13 protein-coding genes are annotated in these 20921 nt (G+C 74.2%); 12 read left to right on the top strand and 1 reads right to left on the bottom strand.

The window, feature by feature from the left end:
* The first annotated feature begins 1 nt into the window (after position 1).
* Positions 2-1282 (top strand): protein translocase subunit SecF, encoded by a 1281-nt coding sequence (gene secF, locus LH044_RS01190; protein ID WP_227757971.1) that lies wholly within the window; start codon positions 2-4, stop codon positions 1280-1282.
* A gap of 127 nt (positions 1283-1409) precedes the next feature.
* Positions 1410-3620 carry a RelA/SpoT family protein gene (locus tag LH044_RS01195; RefSeq protein WP_227757972.1) on the top strand — a complete coding sequence of 737 codons (2211 nt, stop codon included), beginning with the start codon at positions 1410-1412 and terminating at the stop codon, positions 3618-3620.
* A gap of 40 nt (positions 3621-3660) precedes the next feature.
* Here LH044_RS01195 and LH044_RS01200 read toward each other — a convergent pair whose 3' ends face one another.
* The gene (locus tag LH044_RS01200) at positions 3661-4476 is read right to left on the bottom strand and encodes a hypothetical protein (RefSeq protein WP_227757973.1); all 816 of its coding nucleotides are present in this window, start codon (positions 4474-4476) and stop codon (positions 3661-3663) included.
* Between the two features lie 266 nt (positions 4477-4742).
* Between LH044_RS01200 and LH044_RS21870 the strand changes: the two genes are divergently transcribed.
* From LH044_RS21870 to LH044_RS01255, 10 genes are all read left to right on the top strand, one after another.
* Positions 4743-8234 carry a PKD domain-containing protein gene (locus LH044_RS21870; RefSeq protein WP_304512033.1) on the top strand — a complete coding sequence of 1164 codons (3492 nt, stop codon included), beginning with the start codon at positions 4743-4745 and terminating at the stop codon, positions 8232-8234.
* A gap of 268 nt (positions 8235-8502) precedes the next feature.
* The gene (locus tag LH044_RS01215; protein ID WP_227757974.1) at positions 8503-11943 is read left to right on the top strand and encodes a PKD domain-containing protein; all 3441 of its coding nucleotides are present in this window, start codon (positions 8503-8505) and stop codon (positions 11941-11943) included.
* A gap of 183 nt (positions 11944-12126) precedes the next feature.
* Positions 12127-13299, top strand: coding sequence for a hypothetical protein (locus LH044_RS01220; RefSeq protein ID WP_227757975.1), 1173 nt, complete (start codon positions 12127-12129; stop codon positions 13297-13299).
* Between the two features lie 71 nt (positions 13300-13370).
* On the top strand, positions 13371-14771 hold the full coding sequence (gene hisS, locus LH044_RS01225; protein WP_227757976.1) for a histidine--tRNA ligase: 1401 nt from the start codon (positions 13371-13373) through the stop codon (positions 14769-14771).
* Positions 14768-16546 carry an aspartate--tRNA ligase gene (gene aspS, locus LH044_RS01230; protein ID WP_227757977.1) on the top strand — a complete coding sequence of 593 codons (1779 nt, stop codon included), beginning with the start codon at positions 14768-14770 and terminating at the stop codon, positions 16544-16546. The genes hisS and aspS overlap by 4 nt, the downstream gene beginning before the upstream one ends.
* A gap of 300 nt (positions 16547-16846) precedes the next feature.
* Positions 16847-17377, top strand: a complete 531-nt coding sequence (locus tag LH044_RS01235) for an SCO2322-related protein (protein ID WP_227757978.1) — start codon at positions 16847-16849, stop codon at positions 17375-17377.
* An 80-nt stretch (positions 17378-17457) separates the two neighbouring features.
* Positions 17458-18546: a prenyltransferase/squalene oxidase repeat-containing protein gene (locus LH044_RS01240; RefSeq protein ID WP_227757979.1), complete on the top strand. Its 1089-nt coding sequence runs from the start codon at positions 17458-17460 to the stop codon at positions 18544-18546.
* Positions 18547-18643: 97 nt separating this feature from the next.
* Positions 18644-19999 carry a replication-associated recombination protein A gene (locus LH044_RS01245; RefSeq protein ID WP_227757980.1) on the top strand — a complete coding sequence of 452 codons (1356 nt, stop codon included), beginning with the start codon at positions 18644-18646 and terminating at the stop codon, positions 19997-19999.
* Entirely contained in the window at positions 19996-20382 is a 387-nt protein-coding gene (locus tag LH044_RS01250) for a hypothetical protein (protein ID WP_227757981.1), read from the top strand. The genes LH044_RS01245 and LH044_RS01250 overlap by 4 nt, the downstream gene beginning before the upstream one ends.
* A 127-nt stretch (positions 20383-20509) precedes the next feature.
* A complete protein-coding gene (locus LH044_RS01255) occupies positions 20510-20860 on the top strand; it encodes a hypothetical protein (protein WP_227757982.1) in 351 nt (116 codons plus the stop codon).
* The last annotated feature ends 61 nt before the right edge of the window (positions 20861-20921 follow it).

A 20921-nucleotide genomic window follows, 5' to 3' on the forward strand; every position in this document is an offset into this window, starting at 1 on the left:
CGTGGGCGTCGTCTCCGACCTCTACCGCGGCAAGAACGACTTCGACTTCCCGCGGCTGTGGACCCGCGTCGGGATCGTCTCGGCTGTCCTGATCATCATCTCGATCGGGTCGCTCTTCGCCCGCGGCCTGAACCTCAGCATCGACTTCGAGGGCGGCTCCATCTGGGAGGTCCCGTCCGAGGACTTCACCGAGGCCCAGGCGCGCGAGGCGCTGGCGCCGTTCGGGGACAACACCGTCGAGCGGTTCCAGGAGGCCACCAGCAGCGAGGGCGGCCGCATCGCCAAGGTCTCGGGCCGCGTCGACAGCGTGGAGGAGGGCGCCAAGGCCGCCGACGCGCTGGCCGAGGCGGCCGGGCTGGAGCAGGGCGAGGTCAAGGTCAACACGGTCGGCCCGTCCTGGGGCAGCGACATCACGAGCCAGGCCCGCCTGTCGCTCATCGTGTTCCTCGTCCTCGTCTCGGCCTACATCGCGTGGCGTCTGGAGACCCGGATGGCCGCCGCCGCGCTCGTCGCGGTGGTGCACGACATCATCATCACGGTCGGCGTCTACTCGGTCTTCCAGATCGAGGTGACGCCCGCGACCGTCATCTCGTTCCTCACGATCCTGGGCTTCTCCTTGTACGACACGATCGTCGTGTACGACCGGGTCCAGGAGAACGCCACGCGCATGTCGCGCACCGGCCAGTACACCTACACGGCCATCATGCGCCGCTCGCTGAACCAGGTGTTCATGCGGTCGCTGAACACCACGATGGTGACGATCATCCCAGTGCTGTCGATCCTGATCGTCGGCCAGGTCGTCTTCGGCCAGGAGACGCTGGGCGACTTCTCGCTCGCCCTGCTCATCGGTCTGATCTCGGGCACGTACTCCTCGTTGTTCGTCGCGCCGCCGCTGACGGCATGGCTCAAGGAGCGCGAGCCCCGCTGGCGCCAGATTCGCGAGCGCCTCGTCGCCAAGGGCGTCGACGTCGCCGACACGTCCTGGCACGGCGTGGCCGCCACGTCGCCCGCCGCCGGCGCCCGCGCCGTCCCGGCCCGCCCCCGCCGTGGTGCGGCCCGGGCCACGGCCCGCTCCGGCGCCATCACGTCGACCGGCACCGCCGTCGCCGACGCCCCGACGGCAGACGCTGTGACCGGCGACGATGCTCCGGCCGGCGACGACGCCGCGGCGTCGTCGCCCGACACGGCGACCGACGGCGTCGCCGACGCCGCGCCGGCGGTGCCCCGGAACCCGTACGGGGCCCACCCGCCACGACCGCGCAAGACCAAGAAGAAGCGCTGAGGCCCGCGCCGCCCGACGGCGGCGCGGACCGGGCTCAGCCGCCGGGCGGGCGCGTGTCGGCCGAGGGGCCCCGACGTCGGTAGCTTGAAGGGATGGAACGCCCGGTCGCGCCCGAGGGGATCGCACGATGCCCACGGTGACCCGCGTCCTGCCGTGGCGCCGCCACACCCAGCCTCCCGCGATGGAGGTCCAGGAGATCGTCGACCAGTACCGGCGGTTCCACCCCAAGCGCCCCACCGAGACGATCAAGGACGCGTACCGGCTGGCGGCGGGCTCGCACCAGGGCCAGCTGCGCCGGTCCGGCGAGCCGTACATCACGCACCCGCTGGCGGTCGCGGGCATCGTCGCCCGCTACGGCATGGACGACGTCACGATCTCGGCGGCGCTGCTCCACGACGCCGTCGAGGACACCGTCCTGACGCTCGACGAGGTCGAGTCGGCCTTCGGGCCCGAGGTCCGCGAGATCGTCGACGGCGTCACCAAGCTGGAGCGGGTCCACTTCGACTCGAAGGAGGCCCAGCAGGCCGCGACCATGCGCAAGATGCTCGTGGCCATGGCCAAGGACCTGCGGGTCCTGGTCATCAAGCTGGCCGACCGCCTCCACAACATGCGCACCCTCGCCGCCATGCCGGCGTGGAAGCAGGAGCGGACGGCGCAGGAGACGCTCGACATCTACGCCCCGCTGGCGCACCGGCTCGGCATGCAGGAGATCAAGCAGCAGCTCGAGGACCTCTGCTTCGCGGCCCTCCACCCCAAGCGCTACGCCGAGATCGACCACATGGTCGCCAACCGCACCCCCGAGCGGGACCGCTACCTGCTCGACGTGCTCGACGAGGTCACCGGTCGCCTGAAGGACGTCAACATCGTCGCCGAGGTGACCGGCCGGCCGAAGCACCTGTGGTCCATCTACGAGAAGATGGTCGTCAAGGGGAAGGCGTTCGACGAGATCTTCGACCTGGTGGGCATCCGGGTCATCGTCGACTCGTCCAAGGACTGCTACGCCGCGCTCGGCACGATCCACGCGCTGTGGACGCCGGTGCCGGGTCGGTTCAAGGACTACATCGCCATGCCCAAGTTCAACCTCTACCAGTCGTTGCACACGACGGTGATCGGGCCCGGCGGGCGCCCGCTCGAGGTGCAGATCCGCACGCCCGAGATGCACAACCGGGCGGAGTGGGGCGTCGCCGCGCACTTCTCCTACAAGGAGGGCCACTCCGAGGACGTCGCCTGGCTGACCCGGATCGTCGACTGGCAGCAGGAGATGACCGACCCGGGCGAGTTCATGGCGAACCTGAAGCTCGACCTGGACCAGGACGAGGTCTTCGTGTTCACCCCGAAGGGCGACGTCGTCACGCTGCCCCTGGGCGCCACCCCGGTCGACTTCGCCTACGCCATCCACACCGAGGTCGGGCACCGCTGCATCGGCGCCCGCGTCGGCGGCCGGCTGGTCCCGCTCGACGGGGCGCTCACCTCGGGCGACACGGTCGAGATCTTCACCTCGAAGGTCGCCGGCGCCGGCCCGAGCCGGGACTGGCTGAACTTCGTCGCCACCCGCTCGGCGTCGAACAAGATACGCCAGTGGTTCTCCCGGGAGCGCCGTGAGGACGCCCTCGAGTCGGGTCGCGAGGCGCTGGTCAAGGCGCTGCGCCGCGAGGCGCTGCCGATCCAGCGGGTCATGGGCGGCGCCGCGGTCGCCGACGTCTCGCACCAGCTGCGGTTCCAGTCCGTCGACGCCATGTACGCCGCGATCGGCGAGCACCACCTGTCAGCCGAGGCCGTCGCCGCCCGGATCGCCAAGCTCGTCCGCACGGCGGAGGGGGAGCGCGAGGAGGTCGTCTCGACCCCTGTTCGCCCGGCGGGCCGTCGCCGCTCGCGCCCGGCGGGCGTGCACGTGGAGGGCTTCGACGACGTGCTCGTCCGCATGGCCCGGTGCTGCACCCCGGTCCCCGGCGACGAGATCATGGGCTTCATCACCCGGGGCCGGGGGGTGTCGGTGCACCGGGTCGACTGCGCCAACGCCAGCTCGCTCGCCGACGGCCAGCAGGAGCGGGTGATCGACGTCGACTGGGACACGGAGTCGGCCGGGGACTTCGTCGCCCTCGTCGAGGTCAAGGCGCTCGACCGACCCCGGCTGCTGCAGGACGTGACCGCCACCCTGAGCGAGCACCACGTCAACATCATCAGCTCGCAGAGCCACGCCGGCGGCGACCGGGTCGCCAAGATGCGCTTCGAGTTCGAGCTGGGGGAGTCGTCCCACCTCGACACGCTGCTGAGCCGCATCCGCACGATCGACAGCGTCTACGACGCCTACCGGGTGGTGCCCGGGGCCGGCGCCTGAGCGGGCAGGACCGGCGCCTCGGGCGGCGACCGCCCCGGGTTCAGCAGTCCGGTGCGGGGGCCGCGGTCGGGCACGCGCCGCCGTCCGGCGTCGAGCCGCCCGCATCGGTCGTGACGTCGGTGTCGCGGATCTCCGTCGGAGGTGACCGGACGCCCAGGTCGGGTTCGATCCGCTCCGACACGATGATCCCGGCCGTGAGCAGGGCGACGAGCACGAGCACGGCCGACGCGACGAGCGCGGAGCGGGCGCCGTCGGCCGGACGTCGATCGGCCTCGGACGCCCGTGCCGCGCCGAACGCGAGGCCGACGAAGGCACACGCGGTCGCCCCGAGGTAGACCGCGCCGACGGTCGCCAGCGCGTCGGCCGTCGACGGTGCGGCACCGGCGCGGCGGGCCAGCGAGGCGCCGAGGAACGCGGCGACCGACACGAGGACGCAGAGGACGAGCGCGCCCGCCCAGACCCGCGGTGCGGTGAGGGCCCGGCGGCCCGAGCGGGTGGTGGCCGGGACCCCCACGGCGGCCGGGGCGGACGGGTCGCTGCCCACCGACGCCACGAGCGCCGACAGCAGCGCGTCGAGCGGCTCGTCGTCCAGGCGCAGGTGGAGCGGCGGGAAGCGGTCGAGGACCACCTCGACCTCGGTGCGCCCGTCGACCGGCTCGCCGATGGCGTCCACCGCGTTCACCGCGGAGAGCGGCACGTCGAGCGGGCCGGGTCCGGCGTCGTCACCGGTGACGTGCAGGGCGCCCCCGTCGACCACGACCGAGACCGCTCGCCAGCCGCCCTCGCCGGGTCGGCGCAGGAGCGCGGGCCCGCCCGGGCGGTCGTCGGCGAGCCGAGGCTGCTCGGTGGGGTCCATGCGTCCGCCAGGGGAGTGTCGGGGAGCACCGATCGTACGCGGGGCGGGCAGCGGCGAAACACGGGGCCGGGTGGGCGGATGTGCCCGGGGGAGGCGGTGCCGGGCCGTGCCCCCGTGGGTGTCACCCGAACCTCCGTTCGGGAAAGACTTGATCGCGCGTTCGGTCTCCTGTTGACTCTGTGACATCGGGCGCACGGCTGGCGCCCGAGAGGGGAGACAGGGTGATGCGTGGGGTTCGTCTTGTAGGCGCGTGCGCGCTCGCGTGCGTGGCCTTGGTCGTATCGGCGTGCCAGACGCCGACGACCGGCACCAACACGGCGCCGACGGCGTCGTTCACCGCCACACCGCCGGTCGGCGTGGCGCCGCTGAACGTGGCGTTCGACGCCAGCGCCAGCTTCGACACCGGCGGGAGCATCGCCTCCTACGCGTGGAGCTTCGGTGACGGCGGCACCGCCACGGGGGTGACCACCGGCCACATCTACGCCAGCGACGGCACCTACACGGTCACCCTCACGGTGACCGACAACGGGGGGCTCACCGCGGCGACCACCCGCACGGTGACGGTCGGCGCGGTCAACGTGCCGCCGGTCGCGGTGGCCGGCTCGAGCACCAGCTCGGGCAGGGCCCCGCTCGCGGTCACCTTCTCGTCGCTCGGCTCGACCGACCCCGACGGCTCGATCGTCGGCTACCTCTGGGACTTCGGCGACGGCTCGCCGACGACCACGAGCGCCGCGCCCACGCACACCTACACGGCTCCGGGCAACTACACGGCGGTCCTGACCGTCACCGACGACGACGGCGCCGTGGGCTCCGACTCCGTCTCGGTGACCGTCAACGCCAACCAGCCGCCCGTGGCGGTGGCCTCCTCGGACGTCGCCACCGGCAAGGCGCCCCTGGCGGTCGCGTTCTCGTCGGCCGGCTCGACCGACCCCGACGGGACGATCTCGTCCTACTCCTGGGACTTCGGTGACGGGTCGCCCGCCTCGAGCGCGGCCAACCCGACCCACACCTACGGCGCCGCCGGCTCCTACACGGCCACGCTGACGGTGACCGACGACCTGGGTGCGACCGACGACCACACGGTGGCGATCGAGGCCACGCCGAACCTGGCGCCGGTGGCGGTCGCAGGCTCCGACGTGACCGCCGGGACCGCGCCGCTGATCGTCAACTTCGACGGCACGGCCTCGTCCGACGCCGACGGCACGGTCGTGTCGTACCTCTGGAACTTCGGCGGCTCGAACAGCTCCAGCTCGGCCACGCCGCAGTACACGTTCCCGACGGCCGGCAGCTACCCGGTCAGCCTGACGGTGACCGACAACAACGGCGCCACGGACACCGCGACGATCACGATCGAGGTGGGCGCCGCCCCGAACGTGCCGCCCACGGCCGCGGCCACCGCCAACCCGACCTCGGGCAAGCGCAACCTCGCCGTGTCGTTCTCGTCGTCGGGCTCGACCGACAGCGACGGCACGATCCAGAACCGCTCGTGGAACTTCGGCGACGGCGGGAGCTCGACGCAGGCCAACCCGACGCACACCTACACGGTCGCCGGGACCTACACGGCCACGCTGACGGTCACCGACAACGCCGGTGCCATCGACACCGACACGGTGACGATCACGGTCGACCCGAACCAGCCGCCCGTTGCGGTGGCCGGTGCGAGCCAGACCACGGTCAAGACCGGCGTGTCGGTCACGTTCTCGTCGGCCGGCACGACCGACCCCGACGGCACCGTCGCCGCCCGCTCGTGGGACTTCGGTGACGGCTCGCCGGTGTCGAGCGCGGCCAACCCGGGCCACGCCTACTCGGCGCCCGGCACCTACACGGCGACCCTCACGGCCACCGACGACACCGGCGACACGTCGACCGCGACCGTCGTGATCACGGTCAACGCCAACCAGGCGCCCACGGCGGTGCTCAACGCGACGCCGCAGTCCGGCCCGCGGCCGCTCGTCGTGACCTTCAGCTCCGCCGGCTCCGCCGACGGCGACGGCACCATCGCCTCGTACGCCTGGGACTTCGGCAACGGCGGCACGTCGACGGCCGCCAACCCGACGGCGACCTACGCCGCCGGCACCTACACGGCGACGCTGACGGTCACCGACGACAACGGCGCCACCGACACCGAGTCGGTCACGATCACGGCGACGATCGACGACGACGCCGACGGCGTCAGCCCGCCGACCGACTGCGACGACGGCGACGTGACGGTCAAGCCGGGTGCGGCCGACGCGCTCGACGTCACCGGCAAGGACTCGAACTGCGACGGCGTCGACGGCGTCCTGACCGACACGATCCTGGTCGCCGGCTCCGGCACCGACACGGCCACGTGCGGCACCGCCGAGTCGACGCCGTGCCAGACGCTGCCGTACGGCATCGGCCGCGCGGGCGCGAGCCGCCACGTCGTGCTCGTCGTCGGCGGGCTCACGTCGGGCACCGCCTCGATCAGCGGGGTCTCGGGCTTCACGGTCCGAGGCGGCTACGGGTCCGACTTCACGTCCCGCAGCGGCACCACGACAATCAACAACGGCGCCAGCATCGCCAGCAGCAGCGGGGTCACCCTCGCCGACCTGACGATCAACGGCGCCGGCGGGTCGCAGACGACCGGCGTGCTCGTCAACGCGGCCACGGCCACGCTGTCGAACGTCGTCGTCGACTCCGGCACGGCCACCGGCGCCGGCAGCAGCGCCTACGGCGTCCGCGCCATCGGCGGCTCGACGGTCACGATCTCGGGCTCGACGATCACCGCCAAGCCCGGCGTCGCCGGCGCGGCCGGCGGCGGCGCGACCCCGGCGACGCCCGGCGCGGCCTGTGACGGCCCGAACGGCGGCAACGCCTCCGGCCCGAGCTCGCCCGGCGGCGGCGGCACCCAGGGCTGCGACTCCGGCGTCCGCAAGGGCGGCAACGGCGGTACGGGCGGCAACTACAGCGGCAGCGGCTCCGCCGGCGGCTCCGGTGGCGGCGGCGCGGCCGGCGGTGGCGGCGGCTGCGGCTCGCTGTTCGGTTGCGGCACCGACGCCGGCGGCGGTGCGGGCGGCGGCGCCGGCTCGGCCGGCGGCTCCGGGAGCGGCGGCACCAACGTCCTGACCTCGGCCGCCAACACCTTCGCCGGCGTCAACGGCGGCACCGGCAGCGGTGGCGGCGTCGGCGGCGGTGGCGGCGGCGGTGGCGGCGGCAAGTCCGCCAGCGCCTCGGGCGGCGGTGGCGGCGCCGGCGGCAACGGCGGTGCCGGTGGCACCGCGGCGACCGCCGTGGGCTCGTTCGGCGGCGGCTCGTTCGGCGTCTACGCCTTCAACTCGACGATCTCCCTGACCAACACCACGGTCACGGCCGCGGCGGGCGGCACCGGTGGCGCCGGTTCGCCCGGTGGGGCCGGCGGCAACGGCGGCAAGGGCGGCAACGGCGGCTCCGACTCGTGCTGCTCCGCCGGCGGCGGCGGTGGCGGTGGCGCCGGTGCGGGCGGCGGCGGTGGCGGGGGCACCGGCGGTGGCGCCGGCGGTCCGTCGATCGCCGTGTTCCACAGCGGCTCGGGCACCTACGCCGAGTCGTCGGCCACGCTGAACCGGGCCGCCAGCGCGGCGTCCGGCGGCGCGGGCGGCGCCGGCGGCGGCGGTGGCGCCGCAGGGGCGGTCGGCTCCGGCAACGACGGATCCGGTGCCGGCGGCACTGCGTCCAACGGCGCGGCCGGCCAGACCGGCGGCTCCGGTGCGGCGGGCCTGGTGGCCCGCAGCTGGAACAACGGCACGATCGTCAGCTGATCCCCAGGCCACGTCAAGGCCGGCACCGTCGCCGGTCCGCGTGGAACGACGACGCCCCGGGACACCCGTCCCGGGGCGTCGTCGCGCCCGGCGGGGGCCTGACGCGGATGAACGTCCGATGACACATTGCTGAAGGATGTTCGGAATTCCTTGATCGGGAGGCCCCGGGGCTGAATACTGCTCCGGAGGGAACGCGGCCGGGCTGTGGCTGCGTCCGGCGACGACCGGGGGGTCGGGCATGGGGCGAGTACGGGGTTGGTCTGCGGTCGTGGCGCTGTGCGCAGCGGCGGCACTCATGGCGGCGGCGTGCCAGACGCCGCCGACCGGCACGAACGTGGCGCCGACGGCGTCGTTCACCGCGACACCGCCGGGTGGCGTCGCGCCGCTGAACGTGGCGTTCGACGCCGGCGGCAGCTCGGACCCCGACGGCACCATCGCCTCGTACGCGTGGGACTTCGGCGACGGCGGGACCGGCAGCGGCGCCACCGCGAACCACACGTTCACGACCGACGGCAACTACACGGTCACGCTGACCGTGACCGACAACGGCGGTCTCACCGCCTCGACGACCCGGACGGTCAACGTCGGCGTGGCCAACGTCCCGCCCGTCGCGGTCGCCGGGGCGACGCCGCCCTCCGGCTCCGCGCCGCTCGTCGTCGCGTTCAGCTCGGTCGGCTCGGCCGACGCGGACGGCACGATCGCCTCGTACGCGTGGGACTTCGGTGACGGCGGGACGTCCACCCAGGCGAACCCGAGCCACACCTACACCGCACCCGGCGTCTACGCCGCCGAGCTGACCGTGACCGACGACGACGGGGCCGTCGGCTCCGACACGGTCACCGTCAGCGTGAGCGCCAACCAGCCGCCGACCGCGGCGGCCGGCGCCACCCCGACGTCCGGCAAGGCGCCGCTCGCCGTCTCGTTCTCGTCGGCCGGGTCGGCCGACGCCGACGGCACCATTGCCTCGTACGCGTGGGCGTTCGGCGACGGCGGCACCTCCACCCAGGCGAACCCGAGCCACACCTACACGGCGCCGGGCACCTACACCGCCACGGTCGTCGTGACCGACGACGACGGCGCCACCGCCTCCGCGTCGGTGAACGTCACGGCCAACGCCAACCAGGCCCCGACCGCGGTGGCCCAGGCCACGCCCGCCGGCGGCCAGGCACCGCTGATCGTGAGCTTCAACTCGGGGTCGAGCACCGACAACGACGGCACGATCGTGTCCCGCTCCTGGGACTTCGGCGACGGCAACGGCTCCACCGCCGCCAACCCGACCTACACCTACGGGACGGCCGGCACCTACGAAGTGGTGCTCGCCGTCACCGATGACAACGGCGCCACCGACACCGACACGATCCAGATCGTGGTGAGCCCGATCCCGAACGTGGCGCCCACGGCGGCCGCCTCGGCCACGCCGACCTCGGGCCGCCGGAACCTCGCCGTGTCCTTCTCGTCGGCGGCCTCGACCGACTCCGACGGCACGATCGTGTCCCGCTCGTGGGCCTTCGGCGACGGCGGCACGTCGACGCAGGCCAACCCGAGCCACACCTACACGACCGTCGGCACCTACACAGCCACCCTCACGGTGACCGACAACGCCGGAGGCATCGACACCGACACCGTGACGATCACGGTCACGCCGAACCAGCCGCCGGTCGCGGTCGCCGGCGCCACGCCCACCACGGGCAAGGCGCCGCTCGCCGTCGCCTTCTCGGCCGCGGGCTCGAGCGATCCCGACGGGACGATCACGGCGCAGTCGTGGGACTTCGGCGACGGCCAGAGCTCGTCGTCGGCGAACCCGAGCCACACCTACTCGGCGCCGGGCACCTACACCGCGGTGCTGACCGTCACCGACGACTCGGGCGACACGGCCACGGCGTCGAAGGTGATCACGGTGGTCGCGAACCAGCCGCCCGTGGCGTCGGTCAACGCCTCGCCGCAGTCGGGCGCCCGCCCGCTCCAGGTGACGTTCTCGTCGGCGTCGTCGGTCGACCCCGACGGCACCATCACGTCGCGGTCCTGGAACTTCGGCAACGGCGACGCCTCCACGGCGGCCAACCCCACCTACACCTACACGTCGGCCGGGACGTTCACGGCCACGCTGACCGTCACCGACGACAGCGGGGCCACCAGCTCGTCCTCGGTCACCATCACGGTGGTGGTCGACGACGACGGTGACGGCTACAGCCCGCCGGCCGACTGCGACGACAACGCCGCCGGCACGCACCCCGGCGCGCCGGACGCGCTCGACGGGTCGAACACCGACACGAACTGCGACGGCGTGGACGGCGTCCTCGCCTCGATCGTCTACGTCCGCCAGGTCGGCGGCGGCGACACCTCCACCTGCGGCACCCCCGCCGAGCCGTGCGCCACGATCGGCCAGGGCCAGCAGCGGGCCCAGGCGCAGGGTCGCACCTTCGTCCTCGTGGCCGGCGGCTCCTACCCGAGGTTCGACGTCATCGGCGGTCTCGAGATCCGGGGCGGCTTCGGCCAGAACCTCAAGCGGGGCGGGGCGGCCACCGGCTCCACGACGGCCACCGTCACGGGCAGCTACGACCTCGTGTCCGGCATCAGCTCGGGCATCCGGGCCAACGGCATCACCACGGCCACCACGGTCGCAGACCTCTCGGTCGTCGGTGCCAACGAGTCGGCCAACGGGCGCGCCAGCTACGGCGTCGTGGTCCAGGGCTCCTCGTCGGCGCTCACGCTCAGCTCGCTGAACGTGACCGGCGGCGTGGGCGGCACCGGCGGCGTCGGCGGCGACGGGACGTCGGCCAGCCAGACGCCGGCCGCCGGTGGCGGCAACGGCCAGAACGGCGACGACGGCATCAGCACCTGCTCGACCTCCCGCCAGAGCGGCGGGTCGGCACCCTCGGGCGCCGGCGTCGGCGGCCAGGGCGGCCAGCGCGACTCGAGCTGCACGCTCGGGGTGTGCACCGGCAGCAGCTGCAACGCCACGTCCGGCCTCTCCGGAGCGAACGCCTCGGTCACCGGGGCCAACTGCGGCACCGGCGGCGCCGGCGGCGGGCCGGGCACCCCGGCCGGCACGGGCACCGGGGGCAAGTCGGGCTGCGTCACCGACGGCGGCGGCGGCAGTGCCGGCACCGCGGTGAACGGCGCGATCTCCGGCGGCCTCTGGACCCGCTCCGGCGGGACCGGCGGCACCGGCACGCTCGGCTCGAACGGCGGCGGCGGTGGTGGCGGCGGCGGGGGCGGCGGCTCCGACGACGACATCGACGACCTCGGCGCCGGTGGCGGCGGCGGTGGTGCCGGCGGTGCCCGGGCGACCGGGGGTGGCTCCGGCGGCAGCGCCGGCTTCGCCTCGATCGCCGTGCTCGTCTCGAACTCGTCGGCCAACCTCCAGAACCTCTCGATCACCCTCGGCACCGGTGGCACCGGTGGCGTGGGCGGCGCCGGTGCGCTCGGCCAGCCGGGCGGCACCGGTGGTGCGGGCGGCAACGCCTTCCAGTCGGGCGGCGGCGGTGGTGCCGGCGGTGCCGGCGGCCGCGGCGGCCACGCCGGTGGCGGTGGCGGCGGTGCCGGCGGACCGTCGTTCGGCATCGTGTCGACGGCGTCCGCCTCGGCGACCATCACCGGGGCCACCTTCGGTGGCGGCTCCGGTGGCGCCGGCGGCGCCGGCGGGTCCACGGGCGTGACCGGCACGACGGGCCAGACCGGCCCGCGGACCAACTCGATCACCCTCTGACACCCCCCACCGGGCGGGCTCGCCGGGCCCGTCCGGGCCGGAGGTGATCCGGCAGCACATCCGAGGGCGACGGGCGGTGGGCCGGGTCGGACGACCCGGCCCACCGGCGCGTCCGGAGCCCCGTGCGCGCCTCGCAGGACCGCCGGGGCGCGTTCGTGCGGCCGCCGGACCAGAATGGTCCCGATGAGCCCGCGCGCCGACCGATCCAAGCCCGAACGACCCGACCTCCACCTGGTGGGGCCGGACGGGGCCACGGACGACGCCGGCGACGGCGACGGCGCCACGCAGGAGGGGGCGATGGATCCCGCAGCACGTCCCGCCTCGCCGATCGCCGAGGCCCGGGAGCTGCTCGCCTCGACCGACCCGGCGACGTACTACAGGGCGCTCTCCGGGTTGGCCCGCCAGGGCCACCACGACGTGCTGCAGCCCCTGCCGTACACGCCGAGCCTCGAGTTCCACGACCCGAGCTGCGTCGTGATCGAGCCCCGGCCGGCCAACACCGACACGATCGAGCTGTACGCGAACGCCGCCTACCCGAACTTCCCGTGGCTGCTCGAGCGCTTCCGGGACCCGGTCGTCGCCGAGCGGCTCGACGCCGTCTACCAGCTCGTGTTCAACGAGGGCACCAACGTCGCGGTCGTGACCAACCACGGCCAGATCATCGACATCGCCCTCGTGGGCGGGGCGATGATCGATGCGATGTGCTCGGCGGGTCGCCACTTCGGCGTGCTGGGCGAGGAGATCGAGGTCGAGGACCTGGCCGCGCGGATGAACGTCCTCGTCAGCCGCATGGTGACGACCCGCATGGCCTTCAACATCCCGGCCATGCAGGTCCTGCAGTGCGGGGCCCGGACGTTCCTGTCGGTGCCCCAGACGCACTCCCGCCGTCGGGCCAAGCTCGACCCGGCGCTCGTCCGCGCCAACAACCAGCTCATGCGCCACGAGCTCGACATCCGCCTGTCCGAGGGCGGCCAGCTGCTCGCCATGGCGGCGAGCGGCAGCCAGGACCTGTCGGTCGCGGTCGAGATGGTCCAGAAGATGAAGGCGCAGTGGCGTCAGCTGCGCGGCTTCGAGCCCGACGACTCGCTCGAGACGGTCCACCTGCAGCCGCTCTACGACGGCACGATCAACCTCATGCTCGGCTGCAAGTTCGTCCTGCCCATCGCGGTCGCGCTCGACCCGGCCCGCCCGGCGCTCGAGGTCGGGGCGCTCACCCGGGTCCGGGAGAAGAACGACTGCCACCTGATCATGGAGTGGATCGCCGACGCCCACCAGGAGGCGACCGGCCTCCCGACGATCTACCACCGGCGGGAGGACGACCTGCTCACGCAGGTGCGCTCGATCGTCAAGATCTGACCACGCCCGCCCCGGCGGGTGGCCGGAACGGGTTCCGGGGTGCCGCGACCGCTCCGGTAGCGTGGCCTCCCGTGACCGAACCGCCGCAGGAGGCCGAACCGCCGCTCCCGGCCGCTCAGGCCGAACCGCCGCTCCCGGCCGCTCAGGCCGAACCGCCGCTCCCGGCCGCTCAGGCCGAACCGCCGCTCCCGGCCGCTCAGGCCGAACCGCCGCTCCCGGCCGCTCAGGCCTTCCGCGCCCTGACCGGCATGCGCGACGTGCTGGCCCCCGAGTCCTCGCGTCGCCGCGCCCTCGTGGCGACGTTCGCGGAGGTGGTCGAGGCGGCGGGCTACCACGAGGTCGTGCTGCCGCTCGTCGAGGACCTCGGCGTCTTCCTCCGGGTCGGCGAGGCCACCGACGTCGTGACGAAGGAGATGTACGACTTCGTCGACAAGGACGGCACCCGGATCGCGCTCCGGCCCGAGATGACGGCCGGCGCCGTGCGCGCCTTCGTGCAGCACTCGCCGCTCCTGCCGTGGAAGGTCTGGTACGCGGGGTCGAACTTCCGCCACGAGCGCCCGCAGAAGGGTCGCTACCGCAGCTTCGACCAGGTCGGCGTCGAGGTGCTCGGCGTCGACGACCCCGACCTCGACGTCGAGGTCATCGCGCTCGGCTGGCGCTTCTACGAGCGGTTGGGGCTCCGCCAGGTGCGGCTGCTCGTGAACTCGCTCGGCGAGCACGAGGACCGCGCCCGCTACACCGAGGCCGTCCGGGCCCACCTCGAGGCCCACCGCGGCGACCTGTCCGAGAAGGCGGTGGCGACGCTGGGCCGCAACCCGCTGCGCGTCCTCGACTCGAAGCGCCCCGAGGACCGGGCCGTCGTGGCCGCGGCCCCGAAGGTGGCCGACCACCTCTCCGACGAGGCGGCCGCGCACTTCGAGCGCGTGCTGGCCGGCCTCGACTCGCTCGGCATCCCGTACACGGTCGAGGACCGGCTGGTGCGAGGCCTCGACTACTACCGCCGCACCACCTTCGAGTACGTCGCGGACGCGCTCGACGCCGCCCAGAACGCCGTCGGCGGCGGCGGGCGCTACGACCGGCTCGCCGAGGACCTCGGCGGGCCGCCCACCGACGGCATCGGCTTCGCGCTCGGCGTCGACCGGATCCTCCTCGCGTGCGACGCCGAGGGCGCGTTCCCGGCCCCCGAGCGCACCATGGACGCGTTCGTCGTCGACCTGGTCGGCGGTGAGGCGGCGCGGGACCTCACGCACGAGCTGCGGGCCGCCGGCCTGTCGGCCGACCGGCGCTTCGGCGGCGGCTCCATGAAGGCCCAGATGAAGGCTGCGGACCGCTCCGGCGCCCGCTTCGCCGTGCTCGTCGGCAGCGACGAGCAGGCGGCGGGCGAGGTGACCGTGCGCGACCTGCGCGGCGACGCCGAGCAGCGACGCGTGCCGGCGGACGAACTGATCGACGACCTGAGGAAGCACCTGTGACGGACCACGCCCCGACCGCCCTGCGCACGCACCTGTGCGGGCAGCTCCGGCCCGAGCACATCGGGCAGACGGTGACCGTCTGCGGGTGGGTCGGCCGGCGCCGCGAACACGGCGAGCACCTCGCCTTCATCGACCTGCGCGACCACACCGGGCTCCTCCAGTGCGTGGTCGACGGCGCCCACGACCTGCGCAGCGAGTACGTGCTGCGCATCACGGGCACCGTGCGCCCCCGACCCGAGGGCACGGTGAACGCCGCGCTCGCCACCGGCGAGGTCGAGGTGGGCGACTGCACGGTCGAGATCCTCTCCGAGGCCGAGCCGCCGCCGTTCCCGCTCGACGACCGGGCCGCGGACGTCGACGAGACCGTGCGCCTGCGGTACCGGTACGTCGACATCCGTCGTGACGCCATGCAGCGCAACCTGCGCACCCGGGCCCAGGTCAACGGCGCCATCCGTCGGGCGATGGACGCACAGGGCTTCGTCGAGGTCGAGACGCCGATGCTCATCGCCTCGACGCCCGAGGGCGCCCGCGACTTCGTGGTGCCGTCGCGCCACCGCCCGGGCACCTTCTACGCGCTGCCCCAGAGCCCCCAGTTGTTCAAGCAGCTCTGCATGGTCGGCGGGATCGACCGCTACTACCAGATCGCCCGCTGCTTCCGCGACGAGGACCTGCGCGCCGATCGCCAGTTCGAGTTCACGCAGCTCGACGCCGAGATGAGCTTCGCCAGCCAGGACGACGTGCTCCAGGCGATCACCACCGCGGTCAGCGCGGCGAGCGAGGCGGTGACCGGCCGGCGCGTCGTCGACGTGCCGCGCATCACGTGGCACGAGGCGATGGGCCGCTTCGGCTCCGACAAGCCCGACGTGCGCTTCGGCATGGAGCTGATCGAGCTCACCGACGTCTTCGCCGAGACCGGCTTCAACGCGTTCAAGGCCCCGTCGATCAAGGGCATCCGGCTCGAGGGCGGCTCCGAGGCCACCTCGCGCAGCCGCCTCGACGACCTGACCGACCAGGCCAAGCGCTGGGGTGCCAAGGGCCTCGTGTGGATGCGCGTCGAGCAGGGCGACGACGGCGCCACGACGCTGAGCTCGCCGATCGCCAAGTTCCTCTCCGAGGCGGAGCTGGCCGGGATCGTCGAGCGCACCGGCGCGCAGGTCGGCGACCTGCTGTTCCTCGTGGCCGACGAGTGGCTCGCCACGTGCCACGTGCTCGGGCTGCTGCGGCTCGAGCTCGGGCGGCCACCGGTCGACGAGGGCGGGCTGCAGTTCCTCTGGGTCGTCGACTTCCCGTTGTTCGAGTCGATCGACGCCGCGACCGGTCGGCCGGTGCCGGCCCACCACCCGTTCACGATGCCGCACGACGAGGACCTCCACCTGCTCGACGACAGCGACGCCGAGGCGCTCCTGCAGGTCCGCTCGCAGGCCTACGACCTCGTCCTCAACGGGTGGGAGCTCGGCTCCGGCAGCGTCCGGATCCACCGCCCCGACGTGCAGCAGCGGATCTTCGGCCTGCTCGGCATCTCCGACGAGGAGGCGCAGGCGAAGTTCGGCTTCCTCCTCGACGCGTTCCGCTACGGCGCCCCGCCGCACGCCGGCTTCGCGTTCGGCATCGACCGGCTCGTCGCGCTGCTCGTCGGCGAGGAGAACATCCGCGAGGTCATCGCCTTCCCGAAGACGCAGTCGGGCACCGACCCGCTGACCAAGGCGCCGACAGCGATCGACGACGACCAGCTCGACGAGCTCGGCCTCCGCCTGCTGCCGCCGCCCGCCTCCTGACGTCGTCCCCGCCACCGCACCGGGCGCTCGCGGGCTGCGGAGGTGCGCCACCGGTCCGGGCCCGCTACGGTTCGGCCCGACACGCCGCCCGTCGGGGGAAGCCGGTCGAACTCCGGCACTGTCCCGCAACCGTGGGTGCGCCGTCCGCTGGTCGGACGGGGCACGAGTCGGAACGCCCGCCGGGTGGTGCGCTCAAGGAGACCCGTCGTGGACTGCGGGGACGAGCGTCGGTCGGTGCCGTCCGGGCGCCCGTCCGACATCGCCGCCGTCCCTTCGGACGAGGACGAGAGGCGATGCACGATGGCTGAAGGTTCCGGTCCCACGACGGCGACCCGTCGCGCCCGAGCACTGGCCGCGACCGGCCTGCTGCTGCTGGGCCTCGTCGCGGCGGCGTGCACCACCACGCCGACCGCGCCGCCGAACCAGACGTACAAGGAGGGGCGCTGCGCGGGCGCCGAGGGCGTCACCGTCGTCGTCGACTTCGCCCCGCTCACCGACCGGATCACCGTCCGGTGCGCCCTGGGCGCCCAGGCCAACGGCTACGCGGCCCTGACCGCGATCGGCCTGTCGTACGACGCCGGGCGGTTCCCCGGCGGCATCTGCCAGATCGACGGCCTGCCCACCCAGGGCTACCCGTACTGCTGGACCACCGGCGGCTACTGGTCCTACTGGAAGGCCGGGAGCGCCGGCGCGCCGTGGGTCTACAGCGGCACCGGACCGACGGTCGACGCGCTCGCGCCCGGCTCGGTCGAGGGCTGGCACTTCGCCCCCTTCGCCAACGGCACCGCCACGCCGCCGCGCATCGGCACCTCGGGCCCGATCGTCCCGTGACGCCGTCCGGTCCCGACCGACCCCGATCGCCGGCCGGCACGCCGGCCACCCACCTCGCACACGACAGGAGCCAGCACGCCATGACCACCACCCCGTCCCGCCGGGCACTGCGCCGGGTCGCCGTCGTCCTCACCGCGTCGCTCGCGGTGCTGGCCGCCGCCTGCGTCCCCGAGGCCCCCGCCCCCACGACGACGACCACGACGCCTGCGAGCCCCGAGCAGGTCGCCCGGCAGCAGGCCGCCGCCTGGCTGGACGCCCAGTTCACCGAGGACCACTGGTTCCCGGGCCCGTTCAACTCGGCGCAGCCCGACGCCGCCAACGCCGCGCAGGCGATCGCCGACCTGCACGTCCTCGGCGTCGGTGCCGGTGACGAGGCCGCCCGCCTCGCGCGCCTCGAGGCCGACACGCCCGGCGCGATCGACGACGGCACCGGTGGCGTCGCGGGTGTGCTCGCCCGGATCATCCTCGCCGTGGTGGCGACCGGCGGCGACCCCCGCGACTTCGCCGGCACCGACCTCGTCGCCCGGCTCGAGGGCACGATCCAGGCCGATGGCCGCTTCGGCGTCCAGTCGCCGCTCTACGACGGCGCCTACCGCCAGGGCCTCGCGCTGGCCGCGCTGTCGACCGTGACGCCCCGGCCCGCCAGCATCACGCCCGCCGCGGGCGGATCCATCGAGGACCTGCCCGCCGTGGCGTGGCTGATCGACCAGCAGTGCGCCGACGGTGCCTGGATGGCGTTCCGGGCCGACACCTCGACCGACTGCGTCGAGGACCCGGCGTCCTGGACCTACAAGGACTCGAACGGCGCGGCGATGGCCGCGCTCGGCCTGGTCGCCGTCGGCGCGACGGCCCCGGTCGACCCGACGGCGTGGCTCCTGTCGGTGCGCGGCACCGACGGCGGGTGGGGCGCCTTCCCGCCGGGTCCGTCGACGCCGTCCGACGCCAACTCGACCGCGCTGGTGATCGCGGCGCTCGAGGCGCTCGGCGAGACCCCCGACGCCGCCGCGCTCGAGGCGCTGCGGTCCTTCCAGCTGGGCGCCTCGGCGCCGGCGGCGGCCCAGGGCGCGTTCTTCTACCAGTCCTGGGACACGTCCCCGAGCTCCCTCGCCACGCTCGACGCGGTGGCCGCGCTCCTCGACGAGCCCTGGCCCCAGGCGCTCGTCCCCTGATCCCCGGCCCGTCCGCCCGTTCCGCCCGTCCGGCCGCATCGGATCCGATGTGACCGGACGGGCGGAACGTGTCGGGGGCGACGGGTAGCGTCCCGGCATGGCCGCCGACGACCTCTTCGCCGCCGCGGCGGAGGAGCGGCTGGCCGCCCGGGGCCCGCTCGCGGACCGGCTCCGGCCCCGCGACCTCGACGAGGTCGTCGGCCAGGACCAGCTGCTCGGGCCCGGCAAGCCCCTCCGGGCCCTCGTCGACGCCGACCGGCTGTCGTCGGTCGTCCTCTGGGGGCCGCCCGGCACCGGGAAGACCACGATCGCCCGCCTGATCGCCCAGGCGTCGTCGAAGGCGTTCGTCCCGCTGTCGGCCGTCACCGCGACGGTCAAGGACATCCGCGAGGTGGCGGCGTCGGCCGAGCACCGGCTCGGCGCCAACGGCCAGGGCACGATCCTCTTCCTCGACGAGATCCACCGCTTCACCAAGGCCCAGCAGGACGCGCTGCTGCCGTCGGTCGAGACGGGGCTGCTCGTGCTGATCGGTGCGACGACGGAGAACCCGCACTTCGAGGTCAACCCGCCGCTGATGAGCCGCTCGACGCTGTTCCGGCTCGTTCCGCTCGGGCCCGCGTCGCTCGAGGCGCTCGCCCGTCGGGGCCTCGAGGCCGAGGGCGCGACGGCCGACGACGACGCGGTCGAGCACCTCGTCGAGCGCTGCGGCGGCGACGGCCGGAGCCTGCTCACCAGCCTCGAGGTTGCCGTGGCGCTGGCCGCGGCCCGGGCCAAGGCCGACGGGTCGCCCGACGTGCACCTCGAGCTCGTCGACGCCGAGGGCGCGCTCGGCGCCTCGCCGGTCCGCTACGGCCGTGACGACCACTACGACGTCGTGTCGGCCTTCATCAAGTCGATCCGGGGCTCGGACCCCGACGCGGCGCTGCACTGGCTCGCCCGCATGCTCGAGGCCGGCGAGGACGCCCGCTTCATCGCCCGGCGCCTGGTGATCTCGGCGTCGGAGGACATCGGCATGGCCGACCCGCTGGCGATCGTCATCGCCGACGCTGCGGCCCGGGCCGTCGAGTTCGTGGGCCTGCCCGAGGCGAGGATCAACCTGGCGCAGGCGACGGTCCACCTGGCGCTGGCGCCCAAGTCCAACACCGCCTACCTGGGCCTGGGCAGGGCCGCCGACGACGTGCGCAACCGGGCGGTCGGCGAGGTCCCGACGCACCTGCGCGACGCGTCGTACAAGGGGGCCGCGTCCCTCGGTCACGGCAAGGGCTACCGCTACCCGCACGACCACCCCGACGGCTGGGTCGACCAGCAGTACCTGCCCGACGAGCTGGCGGGGGAGCGGTACTACCACCCCGGGCCCAACGGCGCCGAGGCCCGGCTCGTGGCCCGCTGGCGCGAACGCCGGGGCGAGGTCCCGCCGGCCGACGGCGAGCGGGACCAGACTGGGGGGTCATGAGCGCGCTCGACCTGGTGGTGGTCCTGCTCGGGGTGGTCGCCCTCGGCGCCACGGTGGCGATGGTGCTCGTCAGCGTCCGCATGCACCGCGCCACCCAGGAGGTCGAGCGGTCGGTGCGCGAGCTCGACGACGTGCGCGAGCGGTTCGAGGCCGAGGCGGCCGCCGCGCTCGAGGAGCTGCACCTGACCGTGCTGCGGGCCGGCCACCAGGTCGACGAGGTCGAGGCGCTCGTCGACGTCGCGAACGCGATCGGCGAGCGGGTCGACACCGCCACCGGTGCGACCTACCGGGCGCTGACCTCGCCGGTGATCAAGACGGTCGCCCTGGCCTCCGGCACGAGGCGCGCCGCCCGCCGCCTGCGCCCCGGTCACGACGATCGCTGAACCCGGCGGTGGGCGTCGCCGGGGAGGGAGCCGCCCGCCGCCTGCGCCCCGGTCACGACGATCGCTGAACCCGGCGGTGGGCGTCGGATCGCGCTCGCACGGTCCGCCGGTGGACCATGATGGTGGGGTGTTCAAGCGACTGACCTGGTTCGGCCTCGGCGCGGCAGCGGGCGCGTCGGGGGTCATGTGGGCCCAGCAGAAGGTGCGCCGCCAGATCGACGCCCTCGGCCCCGACCACATCGTGGTGACCGCAGGCCACCAGGCCCGCAAGGTCTCCAAGCAGGTCGGCCGGACGGTCGCCGGCGCGGTCGTCGAGGGGCGCGCCGCGATGCGCGAGCGCGAGGACGAGCTGCTGGCGCGCCGGGACGGATCCGACGCGCACGCCTGGCCCACGTCGTCGGCCCGGTCGCCGCAGCGCCGGAGCGGCCGGCCCGGTCCGTCGAGCGCGGACCGACCCACCCGACCCGCGCGCTGGTAGCGCCGGCCGGGCCCTCCCGGCCCCGCCTGCAACTGCCGACGTGACCGGGGGACCGCGCCGG

Source organism: Dermatobacter hominis (genome assembly GCF_020715685.1).
GTDB classification, from domain to species: domain Bacteria; phylum Actinomycetota; class Acidimicrobiia; order Acidimicrobiales; family Microtrichaceae; genus Dermatobacter; species Dermatobacter hominis.